Origin of the sequence: Chitinophaga sp. 180180018-3, from assembly GCF_037893185.1 — a bacterium.
GTDB lineage: Bacteria > Bacteroidota > Bacteroidia > Chitinophagales > Chitinophagaceae > Chitinophaga.
Window position 1 is genome coordinate 7,392,886 of the sequence record NZ_CP140772.1, and the last position, 24,266, is coordinate 7,417,151.

At 46.3% G+C, this 24,266-nt stretch carries 27 protein-coding genes; 10 read left to right on the forward strand and 17 right to left on the reverse strand.

The genetic code is table 11. The annotated features are described in order from the left end of the window. Positions 1–20: 20 nt before the first annotated feature. Positions 21–1,994, forward strand: coding sequence for a thiamine pyrophosphate-dependent enzyme (locus tag UNH61_RS29170; protein ID WP_326995540.1), 1,974 nt, complete (start codon positions 21–23; stop codon positions 1,992–1,994). Between the two features lie 292 nt (positions 1,995–2,286). Here the strand turns inward: UNH61_RS29170 and UNH61_RS29175 are convergent, their stop codons facing one another. The 3 genes from UNH61_RS29175 to UNH61_RS29185 form a co-directional block, all read right to left on the reverse strand. Beyond that, on the reverse strand, positions 2,287–2,829 hold the full coding sequence (locus tag UNH61_RS29175; protein WP_326995542.1) for an O-acetyl-ADP-ribose deacetylase: 543 nt from the start codon (positions 2,827–2,829) through the stop codon (positions 2,287–2,289). Between the two features lie 17 nt (positions 2,830–2,846). Further along, positions 2,847–3,596: an NYN domain-containing protein gene (locus UNH61_RS29180; protein WP_326995543.1), complete on the reverse strand. Its 750-nt coding sequence runs from the start codon at positions 3,594–3,596 to the stop codon at positions 2,847–2,849. Between the two features lie 113 nt (positions 3,597–3,709). After that, positions 3,710–4,180, reverse strand: coding sequence for a DNA starvation/stationary phase protection protein (locus UNH61_RS29185; protein ID WP_326995544.1), 471 nt, complete (start codon positions 4,178–4,180; stop codon positions 3,710–3,712). A 174-nt stretch (positions 4,181–4,354) separates the two neighbouring features. Here UNH61_RS29185 and UNH61_RS29190 point away from each other — a divergent pair, with 174 nt between their 5' ends. Further along, positions 4,355–5,542: an MFS transporter gene (locus tag UNH61_RS29190; RefSeq protein WP_326995545.1), complete on the forward strand. Its 1,188-nt coding sequence runs from the start codon at positions 4,355–4,357 to the stop codon at positions 5,540–5,542. A 10-nt stretch (positions 5,543–5,552) separates the two neighbouring features. Here the strand turns inward: UNH61_RS29190 and rmuC are convergent, their stop codons facing one another. The 4 genes from rmuC to UNH61_RS29210 form a co-directional block, all read right to left on the reverse strand. Further along, positions 5,553–7,028: a DNA recombination protein RmuC gene (gene rmuC, locus UNH61_RS29195; protein ID WP_326995546.1), complete on the reverse strand. Its 1,476-nt coding sequence runs from the start codon at positions 7,026–7,028 to the stop codon at positions 5,553–5,555. Between the two features lie 170 nt (positions 7,029–7,198). Then, entirely contained in the window at positions 7,199–8,275 is a 1,077-nt protein-coding gene (locus UNH61_RS29200) for an iron-containing alcohol dehydrogenase family protein (protein WP_326995547.1), read from the reverse strand. A 20-nt stretch (positions 8,276–8,295) separates the two neighbouring features. Then, entirely contained in the window at positions 8,296–9,021 is a 726-nt protein-coding gene (gene kdsB / locus UNH61_RS29205; protein WP_326995548.1) for a 3-deoxy-manno-octulosonate cytidylyltransferase, read from the reverse strand. 57 nt (positions 9,022–9,078) lie between these two features. After that, entirely contained in the window at positions 9,079–10,269 is a 1,191-nt protein-coding gene (locus UNH61_RS29210; protein ID WP_326995549.1) for a DegT/DnrJ/EryC1/StrS family aminotransferase, read from the reverse strand. 118 nt (positions 10,270–10,387) lie between these two features. Here UNH61_RS29210 and UNH61_RS29215 point away from each other — a divergent pair, with 118 nt between their 5' ends. Both UNH61_RS29215 and UNH61_RS29220 read left to right on the forward strand, forming a co-directional pair. Further along, positions 10,388–10,825 (forward strand): DUF4440 domain-containing protein, encoded by a 438-nt coding sequence (locus tag UNH61_RS29215; protein WP_326995550.1) that lies wholly within the window; start codon positions 10,388–10,390, stop codon positions 10,823–10,825. 495 nt (positions 10,826–11,320) lie between these two features. Further along, entirely contained in the window at positions 11,321–11,869 is a 549-nt protein-coding gene (locus UNH61_RS29220) for a CAP domain-containing protein (protein ID WP_326995551.1), read from the forward strand. On the opposite strand, the gene UNH61_RS29225 is transcribed toward UNH61_RS29220, so the two are convergent. Together UNH61_RS29225 and UNH61_RS29230 are read right to left on the reverse strand one after the other, a co-directional pair. Further along, positions 11,870–12,142, reverse strand: a complete 273-nt coding sequence (locus UNH61_RS29225) for a hypothetical protein (protein WP_326995552.1) — start codon at positions 12,140–12,142, stop codon at positions 11,870–11,872. Positions 12,143–12,161: 19 nt separating this feature from the next. Then, entirely contained in the window at positions 12,162–12,914 is a 753-nt protein-coding gene (locus UNH61_RS29230) for a GH25 family lysozyme (RefSeq protein ID WP_326995553.1), read from the reverse strand. A 129-nt stretch (positions 12,915–13,043) separates the two neighbouring features. Here UNH61_RS29230 and UNH61_RS29235 point away from each other — a divergent pair, with 129 nt between their 5' ends. The 3 genes from UNH61_RS29235 (at position 13,044) to UNH61_RS29245 (ending at position 16,199) form a co-directional block, all read left to right on the forward strand. Continuing rightward, positions 13,044–14,069: an SPASM domain-containing protein gene (locus UNH61_RS29235; RefSeq protein WP_326995554.1), complete on the forward strand. Its 1,026-nt coding sequence runs from the start codon at positions 13,044–13,046 to the stop codon at positions 14,067–14,069. Between the two features lie 103 nt (positions 14,070–14,172). Beyond that, the gene (locus tag UNH61_RS29240; RefSeq protein ID WP_326995555.1) at positions 14,173–14,535 is read left to right on the forward strand and encodes a BlaI/MecI/CopY family transcriptional regulator; all 363 of its coding nucleotides are present in this window, start codon (positions 14,173–14,175) and stop codon (positions 14,533–14,535) included. A 5-nt stretch (positions 14,536–14,540) separates the two neighbouring features. Then, positions 14,541–16,199: a M56 family metallopeptidase gene (locus UNH61_RS29245; RefSeq protein WP_326995556.1), complete on the forward strand. Its 1,659-nt coding sequence runs from the start codon at positions 14,541–14,543 to the stop codon at positions 16,197–16,199. 1 nt (position 16,200) lies between these two features. Here the strand turns inward: UNH61_RS29245 and UNH61_RS29250 are convergent, their stop codons facing one another. The 3 genes from UNH61_RS29250 to UNH61_RS29260 are packed head-to-tail and all read right to left on the reverse strand — an operon-like array spanning position 16,201 to position 17,276. Then, positions 16,201–16,554, reverse strand: a complete 354-nt coding sequence (locus tag UNH61_RS29250; RefSeq protein WP_326995557.1) for a hypothetical protein — start codon at positions 16,552–16,554, stop codon at positions 16,201–16,203. 20 nt (positions 16,555–16,574) lie between these two features. After that, complete coding sequence (locus UNH61_RS29255; protein ID WP_326995558.1) at positions 16,575–17,057, reverse strand: hypothetical protein; 483 nt, start codon at positions 17,055–17,057, stop codon at positions 16,575–16,577. Positions 17,058–17,081: 24 nt separating this feature from the next. Further along, positions 17,082–17,276 (reverse strand): hypothetical protein, encoded by a 195-nt coding sequence (locus UNH61_RS29260; protein WP_326995559.1) that lies wholly within the window; start codon positions 17,274–17,276, stop codon positions 17,082–17,084. Positions 17,277–17,484: 208 nt separating this feature from the next. Between UNH61_RS29260 and UNH61_RS29265 the strand changes: the two genes are divergently transcribed. Next, positions 17,485–18,567: an AI-2E family transporter gene (locus tag UNH61_RS29265; protein ID WP_326995560.1), complete on the forward strand. Its 1,083-nt coding sequence runs from the start codon at positions 17,485–17,487 to the stop codon at positions 18,565–18,567. Here UNH61_RS29265 and nadD read toward each other — a convergent pair whose 3' ends face one another. The 5 genes from nadD to paaA form a co-directional block, all read right to left on the reverse strand. Then, complete coding sequence (nadD, locus tag UNH61_RS29270; RefSeq protein ID WP_326995561.1) at positions 18,568–19,137, reverse strand: nicotinate (nicotinamide) nucleotide adenylyltransferase; 570 nt, start codon at positions 19,135–19,137, stop codon at positions 18,568–18,570. Between the two features lie 83 nt (positions 19,138–19,220). After that, on the reverse strand, positions 19,221–19,712 hold the full coding sequence (gene paaD, locus UNH61_RS29275; RefSeq protein WP_326995562.1) for a 1,2-phenylacetyl-CoA epoxidase subunit PaaD: 492 nt from the start codon (positions 19,710–19,712) through the stop codon (positions 19,221–19,223). A gap of 4 nt (positions 19,713–19,716) precedes the next feature. Continuing rightward, positions 19,717–20,481 carry a 1,2-phenylacetyl-CoA epoxidase subunit PaaC gene (gene paaC, locus UNH61_RS29280; RefSeq protein ID WP_326995563.1) on the reverse strand — a complete coding sequence of 255 codons (765 nt, stop codon included), beginning with the start codon at positions 20,479–20,481 and terminating at the stop codon, positions 19,717–19,719. Then, positions 20,478–20,846: a 1,2-phenylacetyl-CoA epoxidase subunit PaaB gene (paaB, locus tag UNH61_RS29285; RefSeq protein ID WP_326995564.1), complete on the reverse strand. Its 369-nt coding sequence runs from the start codon at positions 20,844–20,846 to the stop codon at positions 20,478–20,480. Before paaB ends, paaC begins: the two co-directional genes overlap by 4 nt. A gap of 37 nt (positions 20,847–20,883) precedes the next feature. Then, positions 20,884–21,882 (reverse strand): 1,2-phenylacetyl-CoA epoxidase subunit PaaA, encoded by a 999-nt coding sequence (paaA, locus tag UNH61_RS29290; protein ID WP_326995565.1) that lies wholly within the window; start codon positions 21,880–21,882, stop codon positions 20,884–20,886. Positions 21,883–22,043: 161 nt separating this feature from the next. On the opposite strand from paaA, the gene UNH61_RS29295 reads away from it, so the two are divergent. Beyond that, a complete protein-coding gene (locus tag UNH61_RS29295) occupies positions 22,044–22,700 on the forward strand; it encodes a hypothetical protein (protein ID WP_339070485.1) in 657 nt (218 codons plus the stop codon). Between the two features lie 54 nt (positions 22,701–22,754). Next, positions 22,755–24,209: a S41 family peptidase gene (locus UNH61_RS29300; RefSeq protein WP_326995567.1), complete on the forward strand. Its 1,455-nt coding sequence runs from the start codon at positions 22,755–22,757 to the stop codon at positions 24,207–24,209. Positions 24,210–24,266: the final 57 nt, after the last annotated feature.

Sequence of the window (24,266 nt, forward strand, 5' to 3'; positions counted from 1 at the left end):
CCTGCTTAAAAAGCAGTTTCATGTATTTTGACAGGTCAGATCTGAGCAACGAGCAGTTGTTGTGGTTTTATAAAACGCTGCTATATCCGAGGCTCATCGAAGAAAAAATGCTGTTGCTGCTGCGACAGGGAAAAATCAGCAAATGGTTTTCCGGCATAGGCCAGGAAGCAATCGCAGTGGGCGCTGCGCTGGCAATGGCACCCGACGAATGGATAATGCCACTGCACCGTAACCTGGGCGTGTTTACGACGAGGGAAATGCCGCTTGGTAAATTATTCCGGCAGTGGCAGGGAAGTGAAGATGGCTACAGTAAAGGCCGTGAGCGCTCCTTCCATTTCGGCAGCCGGCAACATCACATCTGCGGTATGATTTCTCACCTCGGGCCACAACTCTCCGTGGCAGATGGCGTGGCGCTCGCATACCAGCTCAGAAATGAAAACAAAGCAACACTTGCTTTCATCGGCGAAGGCGGTACCAGTGAAGGGGAATTTCATGAGGCGCTGAATGTAGCGGCTGTATGGGACTTGCCGGTTATCTTTCTTATCGAAAACAATGGCTACGGGCTAAGCACACCGGTCAGTGAGCAGTACCGCTGCGAAAGCCTGGTAGATAAAGCTGTAGGATATGGAATAGAAGGGGTGAAAATAGATGGAAATAATCTCCTGGAAGTTTACCATACCGTAACCACTGCCCGCTCCTATGCCATCAAACAACAAAAACCTGTTTTGATAGAAGCCATGACCTTCCGCATGCGGGGCCATGAGGAAGCCAGTGGTGTGAAATACGTTCCCCCCTCGCTGCTTGAAGAATGGGGCAAAAAAGATCCTGTCCTTTCATTTGAAAATTTTCTCACGGCTTCCGGCATTTTAACAGATGCGGACATCAGCGCTATCCGTGAGGAGCTGAAACACCAGATAGAAAATGAGGTAAACCAGGGATTGGCGGAACAACCATTTTCTGTTGATAATAATACAGAGATCGGAGATGTATACGCTCCGGCTCCTATTCCGGTAATAGCTACCGGCGGCTCTTCAGAAAAAAGATTTATCAATGCTATTAGCGAGGGGCTGAAACAGGCTATGGAAGAACATCCAGAGCTGATTCTTATGGGTCAGGACATCGCAGAATATGGTGGTGCATTTAAGATCACGGAAGGGTTTACCGCTCTCTTTGGCAAACAACGAGTACGGAATACTCCACTGTGTGAAAGCGCTATTATTGGCACTGCATTGGGTCTGAGCCTGGAAGGATTTAAGAGTATGGTGGAAATGCAATTCGCAGACTTTGTTACCTGCGGCTTCAACCAGATTGTGAATAATCTTGCTAAAATCCACTACCGCTGGGGGCAAAATGCGGATGTTGTCATCAGGATGCCTGCTGGCGGCGGCGTTGGCGCCGGCCCTTTCCATTCACAGAGCAATGAAGCCTGGTTTACCCATGTACCCGGCCTCAAGGTCGTATATCCTTCCAACCCGGAAGATGCCAAAGGGCTGCTTACTGCAGCCATAGCGGATCCGAACCCCGTCATATACTTCGAACATAAAGCGCTCTATCGCAGCGTCAGCGGATTTGTGCCGGATAACTATTACACTACCGAGATCGGGAAAGCGGCCATTGTACAGCCTGGTAATGATGTTGGTATCATCACCTGGGGAAGCGGCGTTCATTGGGCACTGGAATACAGTCATCTTCATCCGGAATTCTCCATAGGTATACTGGACCTCCGCACGCTCCTTCCGCTCGATTATCCGGCCATCAGAGATTTTACGGCCACTACAGGCAAAGTATTGATCCTCCATGAAGATACCCTCACGGGTGGTTTCGGGGCAGAAATCAGCGCCTGGATTGCTGAACATTGCTTCCATCTGCTGGACGCTCCGGTTGTCCGCTGCGGCAGTCTTGATACTCCCATTCCTTTTGCCACTCCACTGGAAAAAAATTTTCTCGCAAAATCGAGGCTGGATAAGTCTATACAGCAATTAACCAGCTGGTAACACCTGGTTTGATTGGGAATATGCCCCGAATGTTTTAATTTGCACCCGGAATAATATAAAATCATTATACAATGAACCTTTTATCGGTAGTACACACCACTAACTTTTATAAAGTTGGCGACAGTATTGGTCACGTTCTGGCTCCTATTGCCATTGTAGTTTTTGCTATTATGTTCATTTATGCGTGGGCGAAATACGCAAAGCTCTAATCAATTCGTTTTTTCACATCGCACTATAATAAGAAAGGCTTCCTCCACGGAAGCCTTTCTTAATTTATTATACAGCTTGTTGTTCATTCTTCCGGGCGGATATACTGGTTATAATACTGCTCCGCATATCGCAGATTTTCATCATCGAAACAAACCAGTATCACTTCCTCGATGTCTTCATGCGCTTCCAGATATTTTACAATAGTATCCATGGCAATGCTGGCAGCCAGTTCCCTGGGGAAATGGTAGATGCCGGTGCTGATATTGGGAAACGCAATTGTTTTCAGATGATGCCGGGATGCCAGCTCCAGTGAATGTTTGTAGCAATTGGTCAGCAATGTTGTTTCACCACGCTTTCCGCCGTTCCACACAGGCCCTACTGTATGAATAACATGTTTTGCCGGTAACCGGCCTGCGGAAGTGATCACAGCCTCCCCTGTTTTGCAACCTCCCTGCCTCGCCACAATAGCCCGGCAATCGGCCAATATATCTGGCCCGCCCGCCCTGTGAATGGCGCCATCTACGCCTCCGCCTCCCAGCAGGGAGGTATTCGCCGCGTTTACAATAGCGTCTGCCTGTACTTTTGTGATATCTCCTTTGATGACCCTGATCTTCTTATATGCCATTATAGATAATGCAATTATTACACGGTTCTTACATATACCAGCTTCCCTGTTTTCTTACCGCTTTCGCGGATATCTATCTCGAAGTTGGGAAAGCTCTTCAGCAGCTGCAGCAACTTATTGAAGCCATAGTTACGGGAATCGAAGTCCGGCTGCTTTTTCAATAACAAATTCCCCAATTCTCCCAAATAAGCCCAGCCATCTTCATCAGCGATATCGTTAATACTGGCGGATAACAGGGCGATCAGTTGCTTATCGGCCTTACTGATACTGTTTCGCTTTTCTTTGGGCGATTTGGCTTTATCTACATTTTCCTTCTTTTCGCTTACCTGCAATATTTCCAGGTAGATGAACTTGTCGCATGCAGCCCTGAAGGCAGTGGGTGTTTTCTGTTCACCCATACCATACACGATCATCCCTGCCTCTCTCAGCCGGGTCGCGAGGCGGGTAAAATCACTATCGCTCGATACCAGGCAAAATCCATCTACACGGCCTGTGTAGAGGATGTCCATTGCATCGATGATCATGGCGGAATCTGTGGCATTTTTTCCGGAGGTATAACTATACTGCTGAATTGGGGTAATCGCATTTTCCAGCAGCACGCCTTTCCAGCCTGCAACGGTGGGTTTGGTCCAGTCGCCATAAATCCTTTTAAAAGTAGGGCTGCCATATTTCGCCACTTCTTCCAGCATGGCTTTTATGTTATGATAGGGAATATTATCTGCATCTATCAATACGGCCAGGCGGAGATCACTTCTTGTATTATCCATTTTTCCAGTTTTTAGGATGAGGATGGGTGTACAAACAAATATAGCTGAAATTAAAAACGTGTTGGTCACAGTTTCCCTCTGTTACCAACACGTTGTTTTATATTGCCCGCTTTTTATTTAAGATAAGAGCGGATCATCCAGGCTAACTTGAGGTGCTTCTGCATCATCTGGGTAGCAAAATCAGCAGCGCCTTTGTCTTTGTACTTGTCATCAAACTCATCTATCAGTCTGCGTAAGTTACGGATGATCGTCTCATGGTCGTCTAACAGCTCCTGTAATTGTTTCTTTTGGTCATTGGAATATTCTGATTCCAACAGATTGGTCAGTTTCAGCACATCTGCATAACGGCCTTCTGCGTAATGCCCGATAGAACGTATATATTCTGCCACTTCATCACCATATTCTTCCAGCTCTTCATATTGATTTTCATAGAACTTATGAAGTTCCATAAAGTTGCCACCCTCGATATTCCAGTGTGCATTACGGGTTTTTGCGTAGATCAGTAACTCGTCGGCCAATACCTTATTCAATTCTAATGCTATCTGTTTCGTGTTTTCAGCTGAAACACCAATGTTTACTTTCATATCATTGAATTTTTTGGTTTACATAAATTTACTACTTCCGGCACCAGATAACCATGATGATTATCATGATTTAACAGCCGGTTAATATAAACATGTCATCCACGTATTTTGTTTTGTTTTTTTTGAAGTGCCATTAATGTTGCTAAAATTGTACCATAGTTAGTACTTTTGAGTATGGAACCGTCGTCTGGAAAGATTTATAATCTTCACTTCATACTACTCTGCCTCAGCAATGCCCTTTTTTCGGCCAGTTTCAATATGATGATCCCCGAATTGCCTGCTTATCTCAGTAAGATGGGTGGGGCGGACTATAAGGGATATATCATAGGATTATTTACGCTAATGGCCGGATTATCCCGTCCGTTTAGCGGAAAACTTACGGATACCATTGGCCGTGTGCCGGTGATGATTTTCGGTTCTCTGATATGTGTGATCTGCAGCCTCATTTATCCTTTGGTCAGTTCGGTAGGCGCCTTTTTGTTACTGCGGTTCTTCCATGGCTTTTCCACCGGATTCAAGCCTACTGGTACATCTGCCTATATCTCAGATCTGGTGCCGGTAACACGGCGGGGTGAAGCAATGGGGATGGTTGGGCTTTTCAGTACCATAGGTATGGCGATGGGACCGGCTATCGGTGGTTATGTGGCGGTAAAATGGAATATCAATGTCATGTTCCAGCTCTCTGCTGTATTTGCATTGTTATCGGTGGTGATATTGATTGGAATGAAAGAAACGCTTACCAATAAGCAACCGTTTCGCTTCTCGCTGTTGAAGATTTCCGGAAATGAGATCTTCGAACCATTGGTTTGGTCGCCCGTGATCATTACATTTCTTACCTATTTCAGTTATGGCGCCGTTCTCACAGTTATCCCGGATTTCAGCGCCTTCCTGGGTATTTCCAATAAAGGGTTATTCTTTACGTTCTTCACCGCCAGCTCCATTGGCATCAGGTTATTGGCGGGGAAGGTATCTGACAGATATGGCCGTGTGCCTGTTCTGAAGATCTCCGCTATATTAATGGCCGGATCCATGCTGATGATGGCACTTTCCGGCAATAGTACCCTGCTACTGGCATCGGCTGTGGTATATGGCATTTCTGTTGGCCTGAATGCTCCTGCAGTAACTGCATGGACTGTAGACCTCGGGCATCCGGCTCATCGCGGGCGTGCGTTGGCCAGTATGTATATAGCGATGGAAGCAGGGATAGGATTGGGTGCCTACTTTTCTGCTTTTATCTATAACAATCAGTCCTCCAACCTCCCACTAACATTCTACATTTTTGCCACCATCACATTGATGGCAACACTGTATCTCAGCTTCATTTATAAACCACGGGAAACTTCGCCAGTGGTTTGCAGGTAGCCGTTGACGTTTACTCGGCGTCTGGAGGCGTATCCTGCGGTATTGCAGCCGCAGCATCTTCGGCTGCATCCGGAAGTGTTGTTGCTGCACCCGGACGAAGCACCGTGATTTGATCATCTTCAGGCTGCTGATCAGCAATAAGATCTTTCGACAGTGTTTTTTTATTGTCCAGTCCCAGTTTGCGCATTCTCTCAGCACGTCCAACCAGGTTACCATTTCCGTTAGTGAGCTTATTCATGGCGCCATCATACGCATTCTGGCTGCGCTTCAGATGTTCTCCCACCAGTCCCATATCTTCTGCAAACCCCACGAACTTATCGTACAATGCACTCCCCTGCCGTACAATTTCTTCCGCATTCTTATTTTGTTTATCCAACCGCCACATATTCTCAATAACCCTCAACGTAGCCAGCAGCGAGGGTACGCTTACCAGTATGATACGCTTGCGGAAAGCGAAGTCGTACAGGTCTTCTTCCTGCTGCATAATAGCCAGTGCATACGCCGGCTCTATCGGAATAAACAGCATCACAAAGTCGGTGGTATTTTTATACAGCGTGTGATAAGCCTTCGCACTCAGTTCACTCACATGGTTCTTTACAGACTGCAGGTGCATTTTCAGGGCATACCGCTTTTCGTCCTCATCAGCTGCACTGCAGTATTGTTCATATGCTTTCAGGGATACTTTGGAATCGATCACTAATTGCCTGTTTTCCGGCAGGTGTAATACAAGATCCGGTTTCCTGAGCTGCCCGGTTTCATCCCTCTGCGCATCCTGGGTAAAATAATGCACGCCTTTCTCTAAGCCGGAAGCCTCCAGCACCCTTTCCAGGATCATTTCCCCCCAATTACCCTGTTTCTTGGTATCCGCCTTCAGTGCATTGGTGAGGTTATTGGCTTCCTTGGAAAGCGTCTGATTCAGCAGCAACAGCCGCTGTAATTCGTTCTTTAACTCTGTACGCTGGGTTGTTTCAGCAACCAGTGATTGCTGCACGCTGCTCCGGAAATTATCTATCTTCTCCGACAATGGTTTCAACAGGTCATCCAGCTTCACTTTATTCTGTTCCATAAATGTACCGGAGATCCGCTGTAGCAGCTGCTGGGCTATATTCTCAAATTGTATCCTGAACTCCTGCTGTACCTGTTGTAAGCGCTCCTTCTCTCCCAACAGCTGCTGCTGCAGGTATTTGTTCTGCTCCATGAGCCGCCCCTGCTCCGACATTAACGAAGAAAATTCTTCATTCAGTCGCTCCAGCTGCTGCTGCTTCTCCCTCAGGGCCATCGCTCTGTCGTCCAGCACACTTTGCAGATAATCCTGCTTAGCCTCCAGCAAATTGTATTTTTCCTGTAACACCGCATAAGCAGCCTGCGCATCATTAAGCTGCTGTGCATGTGACTTTGTAGCCTCCTGCTGTTGCTGCTTTGCCATGTAAAGCAGGTATCCCAGCACGAGTGCCAGCATTCCCAAAATGATTAAAAGTATCAGCATGATAATCCTGTATACGTGAACAATATTCGTGTTTCACTACGCATTGGATTTGCGTTGTGCGTAGAGTGGCAGATACTGTTGCATTATCTGTCTCCCAAAAAATAAAAAATCAGCGGAAACAAATGGCCAATTATTCCACCTGTTTCCGCTGATCCTTACTTCGTTTGCTGTTAAAGGCGCTCGTAAAGCTTACGCAGCCGTTCACGGGTCATGATCTGCTGCCAGTCCTTACCCAGCGCGTTCTCCCATAAAGGCGCCATGCCCAGGGAAACATTGATCATGATATCAAACTGCTCATCTGTCAGTCCTTTGGTAATTCCCTGTGGAATAACAATGTTGTGTTTCTTCACCATCTGCTTGAATTTCGCCACTCCATCGGGGTAAAACTCTTCCAGTTTATCAAACACGATACAATTGCCGATACCATGTTTGGTGCCCAGCAGGTAAGCCAAACCGTAGCTCACCGCATGTGCCACTCCCACCTGGGAATAAGCGATGCTCATGCCTCCTGCATAGGACGCCATCATCAGCTTCTCGTCTGAATCATCGTCCCATTGCGCTTTCTCCAGGAAAATCTCTTCACACAACTCCTGTGCCTTCTCGCCGTACGATTGGCTGAAAGCATTCAGGTAAGTGCCCTGTAACGACTCCACACAATGGATAAAGCAATCCATGGCTGTATAAAACCGCTGGTTCACTTCTACTGTTTTCGTCAGTGAAGGATCCAGTACAATCTGATCAAAAGGCGTGAAATCCGAATTCATACCCAGCTTGCGGGTAGGCCCGGTCAACACACAGGTACGGCTCACTTCCGCTCCTGTTCCTGAAATAGTAGGAATACCTACCTTATAAACACCCGCTACTTTTACGAGATCCCATCCCTGGTAATCTGCAGAAGATCCCGGATTAGTCATCATCAACGCCACCGCTTTGGCCATATCCATCACTGATCCGCCACCAATGCCAATGATCCCCGATACGGTTCCGAACTCCGCTTTGAGCTCATCCCGGATCTGATCAACGTATTTGGTCTTCGGCTCATCTGTTACATCAATCACCACAATTTTATCTTTGCCCTGCAGGGGTATACGGGACAAAAATTCTTTCTTATCCTGGAAATACTGATCCACGAAAAATATCATGGGTGCATCGCCAACACGTTGGGGGGCCAGTATTTCGCCCAGCTGATCAAAACATCCGCTGCCGTAAACCACGTAGTCCACCATTTTAAAATTCCTGAATTTCATATATCCGTATTAGTTAGGTGTTATAAAAGTTTTGCCGCTTTTTCCAAATCTTCCGGCGTATCTATTTCCACGCCCATATAAGAAGTTACCACCATTTTCATGGAGATGCCATTCTCAAGATACCGCAGGCATTCGATTTTTTCTGCTGCTTCCAGTGGTGTTACTTCCATCCGGGTAAAATCAAGCAGCGTCTGTTTGCGAAACGCATAGATACCGATATGTTCGTAGTAAATGGACTTAATGTCTTTGTTGCGCGGATAAGGAATTACGGAGCGGGAAAAGAATAATGCGTTGAAATTTTTATCGACCGCTACTTTTACGTAATTAGGATCTTCTATAGAAGCAGGGTCTTTCAATTCCTGCATCAGCGAAGCCACCTGCACCTTTTTCCCTTCTTCTCCTTCAAATACTTTCAGCAGTTTTTCCAGTGGTTCTTTCTGTGTAAATGGCTCATCTCCCTGTACATTCACCACTATATCCATATCCATATCAACTACGGCCTCGGCTATACGATCGGTACCACATTCATGCTCTTTTTTGCTCATCACCGCTTTTCCGCCGTTGCCAACGATCTCGTTGTAGATGGTTTCGCTGTCTGTTACCACCATTACTTCATCGAAAACACCAGTTTTTACAGTCGATTCATAGGTGCGAAGGATCACGGTTTTATTACCCAGTTTCGCCATCATTTTCCCGGGAAAACGTGTGGCTCCATAACGGGCAGGTATCAACGCTATTTTCTTCATGTAGTAATATTTTCTTCCCGGAGAACACCGGCTGCAAGCCAGTGCTCTCCCGGTACTTTAAAAAGCACTTTTTACAGCATTCACCAGCTTTTCTGCTCTCTCACGGATTTCTGCTTCACTCCAGCCCAGGTTGATTGGGGTGGAAATGTTACGACCGATAATAGCGTCTGATGCAGGGAACTCCTTCGTTTTGTAAACTTCCATGGCTTGTTTCAGTCCTGCTGCAAACGGAGTCAGCACCGCTCCCTGTTTAAAGTGATGCCACTGACGGATGTAGTGCCAGTTGTTATTATAGTAGTGGAACGCCACCAAACCAGCTGCTTTCATGGCTGCTGCTGCTTTCTCCGTAGTTGCCAGATCGGGCAGGAAAAACGACAGGAAGGTTGCGCTGTCGCCGGCTTCATCCGGCAAACGGCGGAATGTTACGCCCGGCACTGTTGCCAGGGCTTCTTTAAATATTTTCTTGGTGCGACGCTGTATATCCAGGAAGTTATCCAGTTTACGTACCTGCGCCAGCCCTACTGCAGCATGCAGCTCGGAAATCCGGTAATTGTACCCGATAAACGGATGCAGATCCGCTCCGCGGTCAACTCCCAGATGATCATGCCCATGATCCGTATAGCCGTCACATTTAGTATAGATGTCTTTGTTATTGGTGATCACCGCACCGCCTTCTGCGCAGGTCACGGTTTTTACAAAATCGAAGGAGAAGGTACCTGCGTCTCCGATGGTGCCCAGGGCCTTGCCTTTGTAACTGGCGCCGAACGACTGACAGGCGTCTTCCAGCAGATAGAGGTTATGCTTTTTACAGATCGCCTGTAATGCATCCAGATCAGCCATCGCTCCGCACATATGCACCGGCATTACAGCCTTTGTACGCGGGGTAATAGCCGCTTCAACTGCTTTAGGGTCGAGGGTAAGGGTATCATCAACATCCACCAGTACAGGCGTTGCTCCTACAGAAAAAACAGACTCAAAGCTGGCTACGAATGTAAAGACAGGCATGATAATCTCATCCCCTGCTCCCAGGCCCAGAGCCGCCATCGCCGTTGTCAGCGCTGCTGTTCCACTGGATGCCAGTTGGGTATACTTTACATTCAGTTTATCGCAAATTGCCTGTTCAAGCTCTTTTGCTTTCCAGATGCCTTTACGCGGACCATCAAATCCGTAGCGCATCATAATCCCTGTTTCCAGTACATCGTTCACCTCTTTTCTTTCCTCGGCTCCAAATAGTTCAAATCCGGGCATAAACTGTTGATTTTAAGATATAATTTGAATGACTTGTTTTAAAATGGTGCAGCAAAGTTACTATAATCGTTGTTGCGTTACATAGGAAAAACTGTTTATCTTTTGCTAAAAATTCAACATGCGTTTTATACTGTTTCTTACCCTGTTGGGTACACTTGGCGCTATGTCGCCCCTCACCTCAATTGCCCAGCAGGGCGATCAGCAGAAAATTACCGCTCTGATGACGGCCCAGACCAATGCCTGGAATAAGGGCGACCTGGATGCCTTTATGCAAACCTACTGGCATTCCGATTCCCTCCTGTTCATCAGTAAAAACGGGGTGACATCCGGATGGCAGGCAACACTCGACCGCTACAGGAAAGCCTATCCCGATACCACCGCCATGGGAAAACTTGATTTCAAATTACTGGAATTCAAACGCCTGGCTGCTGATGTATACCTGCTCGTCGGCCACTGGCACCTGGCACGCAGCATCGGGGATCTTCAGGGCCATTTTAGTGTGATACTACGGAAAATCAAAGGGGAATGGAAGATCATTGCTGATCACAGCAGCTGATAAAAAAACCATCCCAGGACTAGGATGGCCGCTATACACCACAACATTAAAGAAGCTTACACTTCTTTAGATTAAGAAGTATGTCAGGGTTTCCGTCGGATTACGGCAGATGCCGAAATGTTTTGACTTTTTTGAAGTCGCTACATGAGAAGAATCTCAAACACTATTCCATCCCGTGAAATCAGGCTTTTAGCCATTAAAAGGAACCCCGGGCGGGGCGCACTTTCCACAAATCACTGATTCACAGTGGAAAAGAATCCCTGTTAAAAAATGTTAATCATATAGCGGCTATCATTAACATTAGATTTACAAAAACTGTGAATAATTTCTCATATTTCCCGTTTATATTCGCAGCCATAAGTGATTTTAACCCATAACCCTTGATCAACCACGAGTAATTTTAATCACCATCCTTCCGAAATCCCCATTTTAATTTTAATCGGTCCTGTTTAGAGCCCCTGTATCTATCTGTTTATTATTCATTTATCACTGGTTATGCCCGGGAAATTTATGCGTATGGCCACCGCTTTGCTGGCCCTGTTTATTTATTGCAGTTGCTCCAAAACAACCGATGTTGCTGTAAAAGCACCGGAAACAGCGAAGGTCCCCGATAGTACCATCGTTCCGGAAAACAAAGTGGACCGGACTTCCCTGTTACAGCTGGTAAACGGGCTGCGGACCCGCGGTTGCAAATGTGGTACCGACCAAATGCCTCCTGTTCCTGCCGTTACGTGGAACGGATTACTTGAAAAAGCAGCCTACGGGCACAGCAAAGACATGACGCTGCGCAATTATTTTGATCACAACAGTCCCGATGGCACCACTCCTGGCGCCCGACTGGATGCAGTAGGATATCATTGGAGTTTTTATGGAGAAAATATCGCTGCCGGCAACATGGATGAACAGGCCGTAATATTGGGCTGGCTCAGCAGTCCAAAGCACTGTCATAATATGATGGATCCCAGGTTTGCAGAATTTGGTGTAGGAAAATATGATAATAACTGGACGATGGAACTCGGCAGCAGACCCGCTTCCCGGAACTGATCAGGGAGCATCCATCTTCTTGCGCCAAGCCTTCCACACATAATACAGGAAGGCCCCCAGCGTGATAACAAACCAGGCATAAAAGAAGATCATCCGGCCCGGGGTAGATTCCTCCGGCACTGCAAATCCCAGGTAAAGACCCAGGAATACGTTACTCAACATCCAGAAAAGACCAATGAAGATGGTACGCATGATCTTTACCAGGAAATGAAACAGATCGTAATCAAGCTGGTTCGGGTCCTTTTCGGGGAGCTGTTCCGGTTCTTCTTCCATAGTTATTGTATCAATATTGCTAAGGTATACACAGTTTTGCAAGGTCTGCACTGTCGCCCCTGAAAACATTAAAATCCACAGTTGTGCGGATGCCATTAACACGGCCGATATCGCTATGCTGCCAGAAAAGCCACGCCCTGTCTGAACGGGGCCGTTCCTTCTGATAATAATGGGCAAGCCACAACGGATACCGGTCAAATTCACTGCCAAGATATGTTTCGTAAAAGTGGATGTTGGTATAGATGATCGGTTTAACCTTATATGTTTTCTCCATTTCTTCCAGCCAGATCTTCGCGGTACCCCTGATCACTGCCGGCGTTTGATTATTGCTTGTTTCAATATCCAGCACCGGAGGCAAATCACCGGATTGCAGATCCGCTACATTGCGGAAATTAATCGCCTGTTTCAACGGATCCCGGGTGGAATAAAAGAAATGATAAGCCCCCCTGATCAACCCGGCTTTACCGGCACGGTCCCAATTCTGATGAAAAGCAGCATCCTGCCTTGTTATTCCTTCAGTGGCTTTTATAAAGGCAAAGGATATACGAATATTGTCTACTTCCATCTGCCTGACAGCTTGCCAGTTGATGTCTTTCTGAAATTTGGAAACATCAATGCCATGTATCTTGTAGCTTACGGGGATATCGATACCAAATTCCTCGTACCGGACAAAATTGATGCGCTGCTCTCGCATATGCCACCATAAATAGCCGGATACAGCCAAAATAACCAATGCCACTGATATCGATATACGGATACGGGTACTTTTCACGTTGCTTCTGTTAGTTGCAGGGTCGGGGATGCCAGAGGTCAAAGATATACCTGCAACCCTGTTTTTATAGCAAGTATAGGTTATAATTTGTTTAAAGACACTACTTTTACAATGGCCAAGTGAATTTTTATGCCCGATTTTAATCTGAAAGATACCCTGAATCTCTTGTCCAAGTTCACACTGCGCCGGGGCTTAAACGCCGGTAAAGTACTTGGAAGTTACTTCGTAAGTAAATGGACCGGCAAGCCGGTACAGTGGGGGTATCCTATATCCATATCATTTGAACCTACCACCTCGTGTAACCTTCGCTGCCCGGAATGCCCCAGCGGTCTGAGGGCGTTTTCCCGCCCTACAGGGATGCTGGAACAGGACTTCTTCCGGAAAACGATCGATGAGATTTCCAAAGAGCTTTTATACCTGATCTTTTATTTTCAGGGCGAACCATATCTGAATACAGGTTTCCTTGATATGGTGAAATATGCCTCTTCCAAAGGAATATATACTGCCACCTCCACCAATGCACATTACCTGACTGATGCCAACGCTAAAAAAACGGTGGAAAGCGGATTAGATCGCCTCATCATTTCTATCGACGGCACTACCCAGGACGTATACACGCAGTATAGGATCGGCGGCCAGCTCGATAAAGTGATACAGGGTGCGAAGAATATTGTGAAATGGAAAAAAGAGCTGAAATCTTCCAAACCCTTTGTGTTTTTCCAGTTCCTGGTAGTAAAACCGAATGAACACCAGATAGAAGATATAAAAAAGCTGGCTAAAGAAATAGGCGTAGACCAGGTGAGATTTAAAACAGCGCAGGTATATGATTATGAAGAAGGCAATCGCCTTATTCCTACCATCGACAAATACTCGCGATACCACCGCAATGAAGATGGCTCCTATGCCATCAAAAACAAACTGAGTAACCACTGCTGGCGGCTCTGGCATAGCCCTGTTGTTACCTGGGACGGACTGGTTGTTCCCTGCTGCTTCGATAAAGATGCTCAGCACCGGCTTGGTAACCTGAAAAAAGAATCGTTCAAAGCCCTGTGGCATAATAAAGAGTATATCCATTTCCGTAGTCAGATCCTCGAAAGCCGGAAAAACATAGATATCTGCGCTAACTGTAGCGAGGGCACAAAAGTTTGGGGATAATTTTTCGATTCTTATTTATTGACAATCAACTAATTACTTCTTTTATAGTTAAATTACTACAAAAATAGTTTTTAAACTACAAAAATAGTATTAGTTTAGTGTCATGAAAAAGCTATCCAGGAAAGAAGAAGAACTAATGCAGGTATTATGGGACCTGAAGAAAGCATTTGTAAAAGATGCTATCGAGCACCTCCCCGATCCCAAACCACATTACAATACCATTGCCACACTCATGAAGCGGCTGGAGGAAAAAGGATATATCGGCCACCATGAATATGGTGGTTCCTATGAATATTATCCCATCATTGGTAAGGAAAGTTATAAAGACACCTTTATGAAAAAGGTGCTTAATACTTTTTTTGACAACTCCTATCTGAACCTGCTGGCATATTTCGCCAAAGAGGAGAAAATAGATGCCGCCGAAATGAAGGAGTTATTAAAGATGATTGAGAAAGATAAAAAATAACGTGTATGCCTGTACTCTTTTTATATCTTCTCCAGGCCTCCGGCGCTATGGCACTTTTCTACCTTTTCTATGTGGCTTGCTTCAGAAAGGAAACATTTTATCACTACAACCGGGTGCTGCTGTTAAGCATTTTCATCTTTTCTGCCCTGGCTCCGCTACTGCCAGTTCCCGCTATCAGCTGGAACAAGCCGGCGGCTGCTCATACAGCCAGTGCCGCACAGATTTATATTCCTGCGCATTCGCCCTCCATCGTATTCACCGAACAAGAACCTGCTGCTACTCCCTGGTGGCAGCCACTCCGTGACCATGCTGCTACCATAGTAACAGTTGCTTATTTCATGGTCGCATTCATATTGCTGCTGGTACACCTTGCCCAGTTCCTCAGGATCAGAAAACTGCTTAAATCCGGCAACGCCTATACGAAAAACGGCATCCGCTATGTGCAGGTGGCTGGTCTATATACACCCTTCTCTTTTATACGCACCATTTTCTTTGATCCTAACGCCCACGACCATACGGAGTTAAATCATGTACTGAAGCATGAAGAAGCGCATGTACACCAGCTCCACTCTGCTGATGTATTGCTGGCCGGGTTATATTGCTGCTTTTGCTGGATAAACCCCATTGCCTGGTGGTGCAAAAGAGCGATGCAGCTAAACCTTGAATTCCTGGCCGACGATGCTACTGTTAAAGGGTCCGATGCCCCGATGGAATATCAGTACAGCATTCTGAAGATGGGCATTATTCCTCCGAAAACCATCAGATTGGTAAATCATTTCAGCAGATCATTCATTAAAAACAGAATACTCATGATGAACAAAAACCAGTCTTCTCAAGGGCGCACCTGGCGGTACCTGCTGCTGGCGCCAGCTCTTGCTCTGAGCGTAAGCCTTTTGTCCGCCACCTCTCCTTCCGCCCCCGCCAATAACGGCACCAAATACCTGGTTACAGAAAATGGTACTACTTATGGCGTTGTAACCAGATTCACTGCCGACACGGATTTCGACAAAATGAAAGAGCTACTGGCCAAAGAAGGCATAGCGCTTACTATCCCCACGCTGAAAAGAAATACTGCAGGGGAAATCACGGCCATTAGATTCGAACTATCCTACGCAAAGGGAAAATTAAGCGAGGGAGTAGACGAAGACCCGAATGCCAAACCCATGGCTACATTCTTCTTCTACAGGGGCAGTAAAGAAGGGGGAATTGGCATCACCCCTAAAAAGCAATGCCCACAAAGCCTGATAGAAATAGCGGTCAACGAAAGCGCTGGCGCTGTTAAGGGAATCACCACCGATACCGCCTATCTGAACCGCTTTCCGGGTGGCGCAACCGCATTCTCAAAGGCGATGAGCAGACAACTGATATATCCCAGGGAATGCCAGGAAAACAACAAACAGGGATTGGTTGCATTACAGTACAGGATCGCTCCTGATGGAGCCATAAGAGATATAGAATCCCTGTGGGGACCAGATAAAAAACTGTTTGAAGAAGTGAAACGCTCTTTGGGAACATTGCCGGCATTCAAACCGGATCCGGCCGGAAAAACAGCTATCGTAACATACCGGGTTGGGTTTGTGCTACGGGACAAAGATGATAAAATGTCCGATTTTATCGGGATGGACGATGCGGACCTGATCGTTGTGGGGTACGGCGCGAAGTAACCTATTCCGCCGCCGCTGCCGCTTTCTTCTTCCGACGGTTTTTGGTGACCTTGTTAAACAGGTTTATCCCCAACTGAACACCAATAAATTCAAGTGCTGTCATTAATGCCCCGGTAGCAAAATTCTTAAATTTACCACTTCCCCAAACCATCTTAGCCACATTCATGGCTATGTTGAAGGTATTGCTATGTTTGGCGCTGCCGGGGATGACAGCATTGAGCGCCATTTTTTTGTAATTGTCCTTGAAGTATTCTACCCGGTCGCCCATCTCCTGCTCCAGCTGCCGCGAACGCATCTTTAAACGGGCGATTTCCAGGTCCAGCGTTTCAAAGCTGTTTATTTTTCCTTTACGCATGTGTAAACCTATTTCATGGATTATCCTCTTGCAGTATTTTCAGTGGCCTCCTCATCAGGAACGTAACCAGGTTCTTCCGGGGCCTGCTTTTGCGCCGATTTAGGTTGGGGCTGGTATTGGTTATGGATATGCCCGGAGCGTTCATCCGCCTCTGTTATTTCATCTACCAGTTCTGAAATCAGCAACCTTGCGAGCGGCCGTTGTATCAACTGCTTGCGAAATAACAGGATAATAAGAAACAGTACCACAAATAACCCTGCGGCACAGCTGAAACCAATAGTAAAGCTGCCGGTCATTTCTCCGATCCAGAAGCCCACCACCATCCCAAGAAACACTATCACAAAAAAGAACAGCAGGAAAGCCATCGTAAGGGAAAAAAACAATCCCAATGCCTTCGATAACTTTCCTGCTGCCTGGAGCTTAATCAGGTCCAGTCTGGTTTCCAGGTACTCCCTGGCTACTTTTCCCGTTTGTGAAAAATAGTTGCTGAAATTATCTTCCATGCAAAATGATTTATTCAAAAGGGGTTATGCCAACTCATTCTCTAACTCATCATGAAACTGATCCTTCCTCTTTCTCCATTTTGCTTTCAGCTTTTCAGACTGGTCTTTGAATTTTTCTACCAGTTCATCTTTCTTGTCTGAATTCAGGAAATACCCCACAGCCACGCCAACTGCTGCTCCTACGATAAATGAAACCACGGCTTTTGAACTTCTACTCATAACTAAGGTTTTTTAAGATGAAATAAATCAGGTTTTCTTTTTTAGGTAACAGTGGTTCAACAAACATTATTCCATAAATGAACTTTAATTGAAATATTGCCAGTTTCCCCGCAATAAGAACAAGCCGCCTGTCAATTTGTTCAACAATTCCTGTCTCTCTGCCGGTCTGCTTTTTGACAAGTCAACTAATTGCACGATATTATATACTATGAGTTATTTAGATACTGATCGCCTGAAGCAAACTGGCTTTCTTCTCCTTATTCTGTTCCTGGCAGTTTTGCTGTTCCTGGAAATGTATACCTACTTTCCCGGCTTCCTTGGCGCCGTCACCCTTTATGTTATCTGCCGTAAATGGATGTTCCGGCTGGTGGAAGAATGGCGCTGGAAAAACAGTCTTGCTGCCGCCTTGCTGATGGCACTTTCCTTCATCATCATCCTCGTTCCTGTAGGTATGCTGGTAAATATGCTCAGCACTAAAATAGCCTATGCGGCCAGTCATTCTGCGGAACTGATCAACAACTTAAAGCAGGCCAACGCACAACTCGAAGAACATTTGGGATTTGGCGTACTTACCCCCGAACGATTGAAAAAACTGCAGGAAAATATCACTTCTTTTCTACCCGGTTTCCTGGGCGCCACTTTCAATACACTGACTTCTGTTGCGCTCATGTATTTTGTGCTCTATTTCATGCTAACGAACGCCCGCAGGATGGAAGCTGCTTTATATGAATACATTCCTTTGAAAGACAGTAACGTAGACCGATTGGGTAAAGAGTTCAACACTTTGGTAATTGCAAATGCTGTTGGTATCCCACTGATTGCTGTTGTTCAGGGCATTGTGGCGCTTATCGGTTATCTTATATTCGGTGTGCCCCAGCCGGTATTCTGGTTTGTCGTAACCTGCTTTACGGCCATGCTGCCGGTAATAGGCGCTGCTGCTGTTTATGTGCCGATGGGGGTTTATCTCCTCGCTTCCGGGAATACCTGGCAGGGAATTGCGATCCTCGTATACGGGTTTGGAATAGTGGGTACTTCAGATAATATCACCCGACTGTTACTGAATAAGAAAATTGCTGATGTACATCCTCTGGTCACCATCATCGGCGTCATTATCGGGGTAAGCCTGTTCGGCTTTATCGGACTTATTTTCGGCCCGTTGCTTATATCCATGTTTATATTGCTGTTGGATATTTACGGGAATGAATTTATGGTAAAGAGACGGGAAGTGCCCGGATATCCTCTTTCTCCCGGTCGCGGCGAAGGCTCCCGGAATCTGCCAGGGTTAAAGTAATCAGCGGTAATAGTTATTTTCTGCTATATAGTTAATGACAGTATCCGGCACCATATAACGCACCGATTTACCATCCTTAATCCATTTACGGATATCCGTTGCTGAAATATCCAGCATCGGAGCATCCAGTATTTCCATCTTTGCACCAAAAGTATCTGTTATTTCATGCCCCGGGCGGCGATATACATAAATGGGATAGTTCTTTACAATATGTGCATAGTTTTTCCAGCGCGGGAGATTCTGAAAACTATCGCTTCCCATAATGATAGCAAACTCCTGTGTTGGAAATTTCTCACCCAGGTAGGCAAGTGTATCCACCGTATAGGAGGGCCTTGGAAGGGAAAATTCGATATTGCTGGCACGCAATCTGGGCTCATCCTTAATGGCCAGCTCCACCAGGTGAAAACGGTCGTGCTCATTCAACAGCGCGGATTGTGGTTTCAGGGGATTGTGCGGTGATACTACCAGCCAGACTTTATCAAGATCAGTATTGTGCGCAACGTAATTGGCAATGATCAGATGCCCTGTATGTATAGGATTAAAAGACCCAAAATATAAGCCTATTTTCATGATTTCGACGTATAAATTGCCTGCAGCGGCTTCAGTAATACGTGTAAAAATAGGTATTTATAGCATTAACAATACAATAAGGCTCATTCCAATGGTTTAAACTGCTCAAATACCTGTCCGCACGACTTACAAAAATGTATCGCCCGGCAAAGCGTTGAGCCGAACGGGGAACGCAGGTAGGTTTCCTTACTGCCGCAATGCGGGCAGGGCACATGTAACAGTATCTCCTGGTTCAATCCTTCCGAAAGCTTCTCCGGAGGCGCGATACCGAAGTTCTTCAGCTTTTCTTTGGCCGCAGGTGTCAGGCGGTTACTCTGCCAATGCACGGCTTTATCCACTTCTACGTGCACGGCTATCCCAAGCTCTTTTTCCAGGACAGTTTTGATATTTTGCCGGATATAGCTCACCGCAGGGCAGGCTGCAAACGTAGGTATCATTTTCACCTGCACGGAATCTGTTTCCAGCTTCACGTCAGTGATCATTCCCAGGTCAACTACACTTAGAACAGGTATTTCCGGGTCCATCACATGGTTCAGCGATTCATAAACACTATCTATGGTAATGGTTTGAGACATGATATTACCAACCGGCCTCCGTATCCAGATTAAAAACTTCACTCATTTCTGTCAGTAATGGCTGCAGATAAGGAGTATGAAACCCCTGCCGGCCCCCATACACCGGGGCAATAGTGCTTATCTCCGGCAAATTCAGCGAAGCCTGTACCAGCACAGGGTAGATCCTGTCGAGCCAGCGCTCATATAATACAGCCTCTCCGGGATACACGTTATCTGCGATCAATGTTGTTTCATATGTCAGCGATGGTTCAAATATCCCCGCAGCCAGGTGAATAGTGTGGTTTAATGCCTGCTGCATACGGGCAAAACTCTCTTCTCCCGCCCGGCACAACTGTAATATCCAGGCATCTGCATGCAGGGTATGATACTTCAGCTCTCCTTTTATTTTTCTGCTCAACATCCGGAATGACTCAAAACTGCTCTCCTGCAAACTTTCGTAACGAACCGTTTCCGCCTGGTCGAACAGGAAATGCCGCATCAGGCTGAAATCATATTCTCCGTTAGGCATTTCCACCAGTTGAGAACATTTAAACGCCTTCTCCGGCCGGAGGAATGCAAAATGATCCGGGTCTTCCCCTCCCAGCTCCTCATGATAAATCCTGTACAATGCCCACGCATGCCCTATTTTGTCTTGCGCCATAGATGAAAAGGCAATATCCTCTTCCATCACCGGGCCTAATCCGGTCCATTCCGAGTTCCGGTGTCCCAGGATCAGCTCATCATCTGCCATTTTTATGATCAGGTCTTTTAATGCTTCGTTATTCATCATTTGGATTGCTTGAATTTATTGATCTTCTCCATTACCTTAAACCCGCTGGCATCACGATAAGTCTTATCCGCATTGTTGGCAAACATATCTTCATCTTCCACATCAAATGCCAGTATATCTGCACTTTTTACGACCCAGAGATTAACACATTTCTTCCGGCGGGCAAATTGTTCCTTGGCAAAAACAAGCGCCAGTTGCGGATCAGGGGCATGCACACATCCTACATGTTCGTGATGCGCCCCTCTTTTTTCCTGATGGAATACTTCGTAAATATTCCAGTTTTCCCCTTCTTCCACCCGTACTACTTCTCCCGCTGATCCCAGTTTTAACCGGTTAATGCGGGGGTCTAATGAATCGTTCGACATGAATTACAGAAAGATTTTAAATCGAAAAAAATAGGTCTTATGCCACCGGGAGTGCCCGTTTTTCAGTTGGTTTCATTAATGCCTTACGTACCCAGCGGCCCTGTTCTTCCGCCCATTTGCGTACCTGTATACGCTCTGCATTACAAGGGCCTCCGCCATTGATTACACGGAAAAACTCATCCCAATCCGGATCTGTATATTCCCAGCGGCCAGTTTCCGGGTTTTTCTTCAGCGCAGGATCCGGCAATGTAAGCCCCAGCTCCCATACTTTAGGTACATAGGTATCCAGAAACTGATTTCTCATATCATCGTTACTGGCCATTTTCACTTTCCATTGCATCAGCTTTTCACTATGAAGGGAGTTTTTATCCGGTGGGCCGAAGAAGTGCATAATCGGTTGCCACCATCTGTTAAGGGCGTCCTGCAGCATGGCTTTTTGTGCGGGTGTTCCGATAGCCAGTTCAATGAATGCATCATGCCCCTGTTTGAGGTGAAAACTTTCCTCATAACAGATCCGCTCCAGTGCCCTGCAATATGGCCCATAAGACCCCTTCGCATTAGCGACCTGGTTCACAATAGCAGCAGCATCAATGAGAAAGCCGATCACTGCCACATCTGCCCAGGTTTCTGCCGGATAGTTAAAAACATTGGAATATTTGGATTTGCCACTCAGCAGGTCGTTGATCATGGCCTCCCGGGATTTACCCAGGGTTTCTGCTGCATTGTAAAGCAACTGCCCATGCCCTATTTCGTCCTGTACTTTGGCAATAAGCGCCAGCTTTCGCTTGAAACCCGGTGCCCGGGTAATCCAGGTTCCTTCCGGTAAGGCACCAATTACTTCAGAGTGTGCGTGCTGCTCGATCAGACGTATCAGTTGCCGGCGATATTCGGCCGGCATCCAGTCGCCAGGCTCTATCTTTTCTCCCCTGGCAATACGCTCTTCAAAAGCAGCCAGCTTCTCAGGTTCATCATGCTGTTGTTCTTCTTTCAGCTGTTTCCTGTTGGGTTCATCAAATATATATCCACCGCCGTACATATGCGATTGTTTTGGTTGCTAGTAAATTACGGAAAAAAGACCGTTCTGAAAGGAAATGATTGTAAAAACCATCTTCGCAAATGTTATAGAATCGCCAAATTTTCAGGCCCTGAAACAAGTAGTTGGTCATTACATTAATTTTATCGGTGTCTTTTCTTCCAATGCTATCAACTCCTGCCATATTGTGTTTACTGTTGCTGCCTCCGGGGCATAAACATGCTCACGCAAAAAGAATGGCTTCCAAACCGGTTACCGTGATCGAGCTGAATTTTGAAGAACGACAAAATCCGGCTGCCGCCCTTTGCGATACCATTTATTATGATCCGGCAAGAAAACTACAGTGGGATGATTTTCAGGCGAAACCATCGCCATATGGGCCCAGCGCCGCTGTGTCTTACACGAGCTTTGCCTACGAAGGCAATAGCCTCCTCGTACACGATACCCTGCGCATTACGCTTCACCTTCAGGTGTTCTTTATTAAAAGTGCTTCCTGGGTCAGACCGGATGCCCGGAACAGCTATGCCCTCGCACACGAACAGTTGCATTTTGATATTACCCGCCTCGTAGTGGAACGCTTCAAACAAAAATTGCGGCAAACAGCCCTCAACCGCGACGACTACGACAGCATCATTCAATACCAATATCTGCAATCATTCCGGGAAATGAACCGGCTTCAATACCGCTTCGATCAGGAAACCAATCATGGACTTAATGCCGTCGAACAGATCCGCTGGCGCGATAAGGTAAATATAGGACTGAAAAATAATGGTGCCCTTCCGGAAGAATTAGGTATTGAGGGAAATATGATAATACGTTAATTTTATTCCTGCTAAATAATAGTTTCCCGCGGGTATTATTTCTAAAAAGAATTTATGCGACCAAACTTTCTCATTAAAACACTGATTGCCAGTATATTTGCGGCATTTTTACTATCCTCCTGCAAAAAAGGTAACACTACTGCCCCCGATCGCTCAGGCGGTGGTGGCAATGGTTCCAACCCTTCCGCAAAAACAATCAACGATAGTATCTTTTTCATTACGAAAGACATTTATCTGTGGACAGACGCTCTTCCGGATTCTGCCACTTTTAAACCTGACAGTTATCAGAGTACGAATGCTATGTTTGAAGCACTCAAACAATATAAACGTAACAGTAACGGTGGCCAGCTAGACAGATACAGTTTCCTGGACGATGGTACTACCTCCAGAGTGCTCCAGGGCCAGGCCGGCGACATGGGCTTTGAAGTGGGCTACCAGACTTATACAACCCTGTACGTCATATATGTTTACCCTGGCTCCCCTGCAGATAAAGCCGGTATCCAGCGAGGCTGGCAGCTGACTGCCGTAAATGGCACCACCAGCTTCAATTATGACGATGCTACCAATACCCTGCTCAACAATGCCTTCGGTAGTCAAAGCGCTACCTTTGGTTTCCGCAAGCCGGACAATACCACCATGCAGGTAACCCTCAATGCCACTAATTACAAGCTGAATCCTATTTTATACACGAAGTTGTTCGACTTTAACGGCAATAAGGTCGGCTACTTTGTTTTCAACAATTTTGTGGCACTGAATGATGTGCAGGCCCAGTTCGACTCTACCTTCAACGCCTGGGAGAAAGCCGGCGTACAACAGGTGATAGTAGATCTCCGGTACAACGGTGGTGGTATGATAGAAACGGCCGAATATCTCGCCAACAAACTGGTTCCGGCTGCAAAGACCAATACACAAATGTATTCCCAGTATTTCAATAACAACGTATCGAATAAAACATTCAGCAGCTATTTCCAGAATATGAGAGCTGTTCCCAACTACCCTACCTATAACTGGACAGACATCTTCTACAATGAAGCGACTACTTATAAAACTACCAACTTCCAGAAATCCGGAGGTTTGGCGCTGAATAAACTTAGCTTCCTTGTTACCAGAAGCACGGTTTCTGCCAGCGAACTGCTGTATAATGTACTGAAGCCTTCCATGAGCCCTCGCCTGGTCGGAGACTCCACCTATGGTAAGCCTGTTGGGTTTATCAATATTACCTTCGGGCAGTACGACATGTACGCAGTCAGCTTCCAGACAAAGAACGCCGCCGGAGAAGGGGATTATTTTGCCGGACTTCCTCCTCAAATCAAAGCACTGGATGATTACTCTATGAACTGGGGCGACTTTAATGATCCGCTGCTGAGAGCTGCGCTCACCGACATGGGAGTGCCTGCAACAGCCCTTGGCCGTATGGCAATGGCACGTACCAACACCCTCGCACGGGCAGGTGTAAACCATTTGTCATCGAATCGGTTCAAAGGAATGATCCAGAGAATTAAGCGATAGAAAATAAGCAATAAGACGAAGGCCATGGCGGATGAAATTATTCGCCATGGCCTTCGT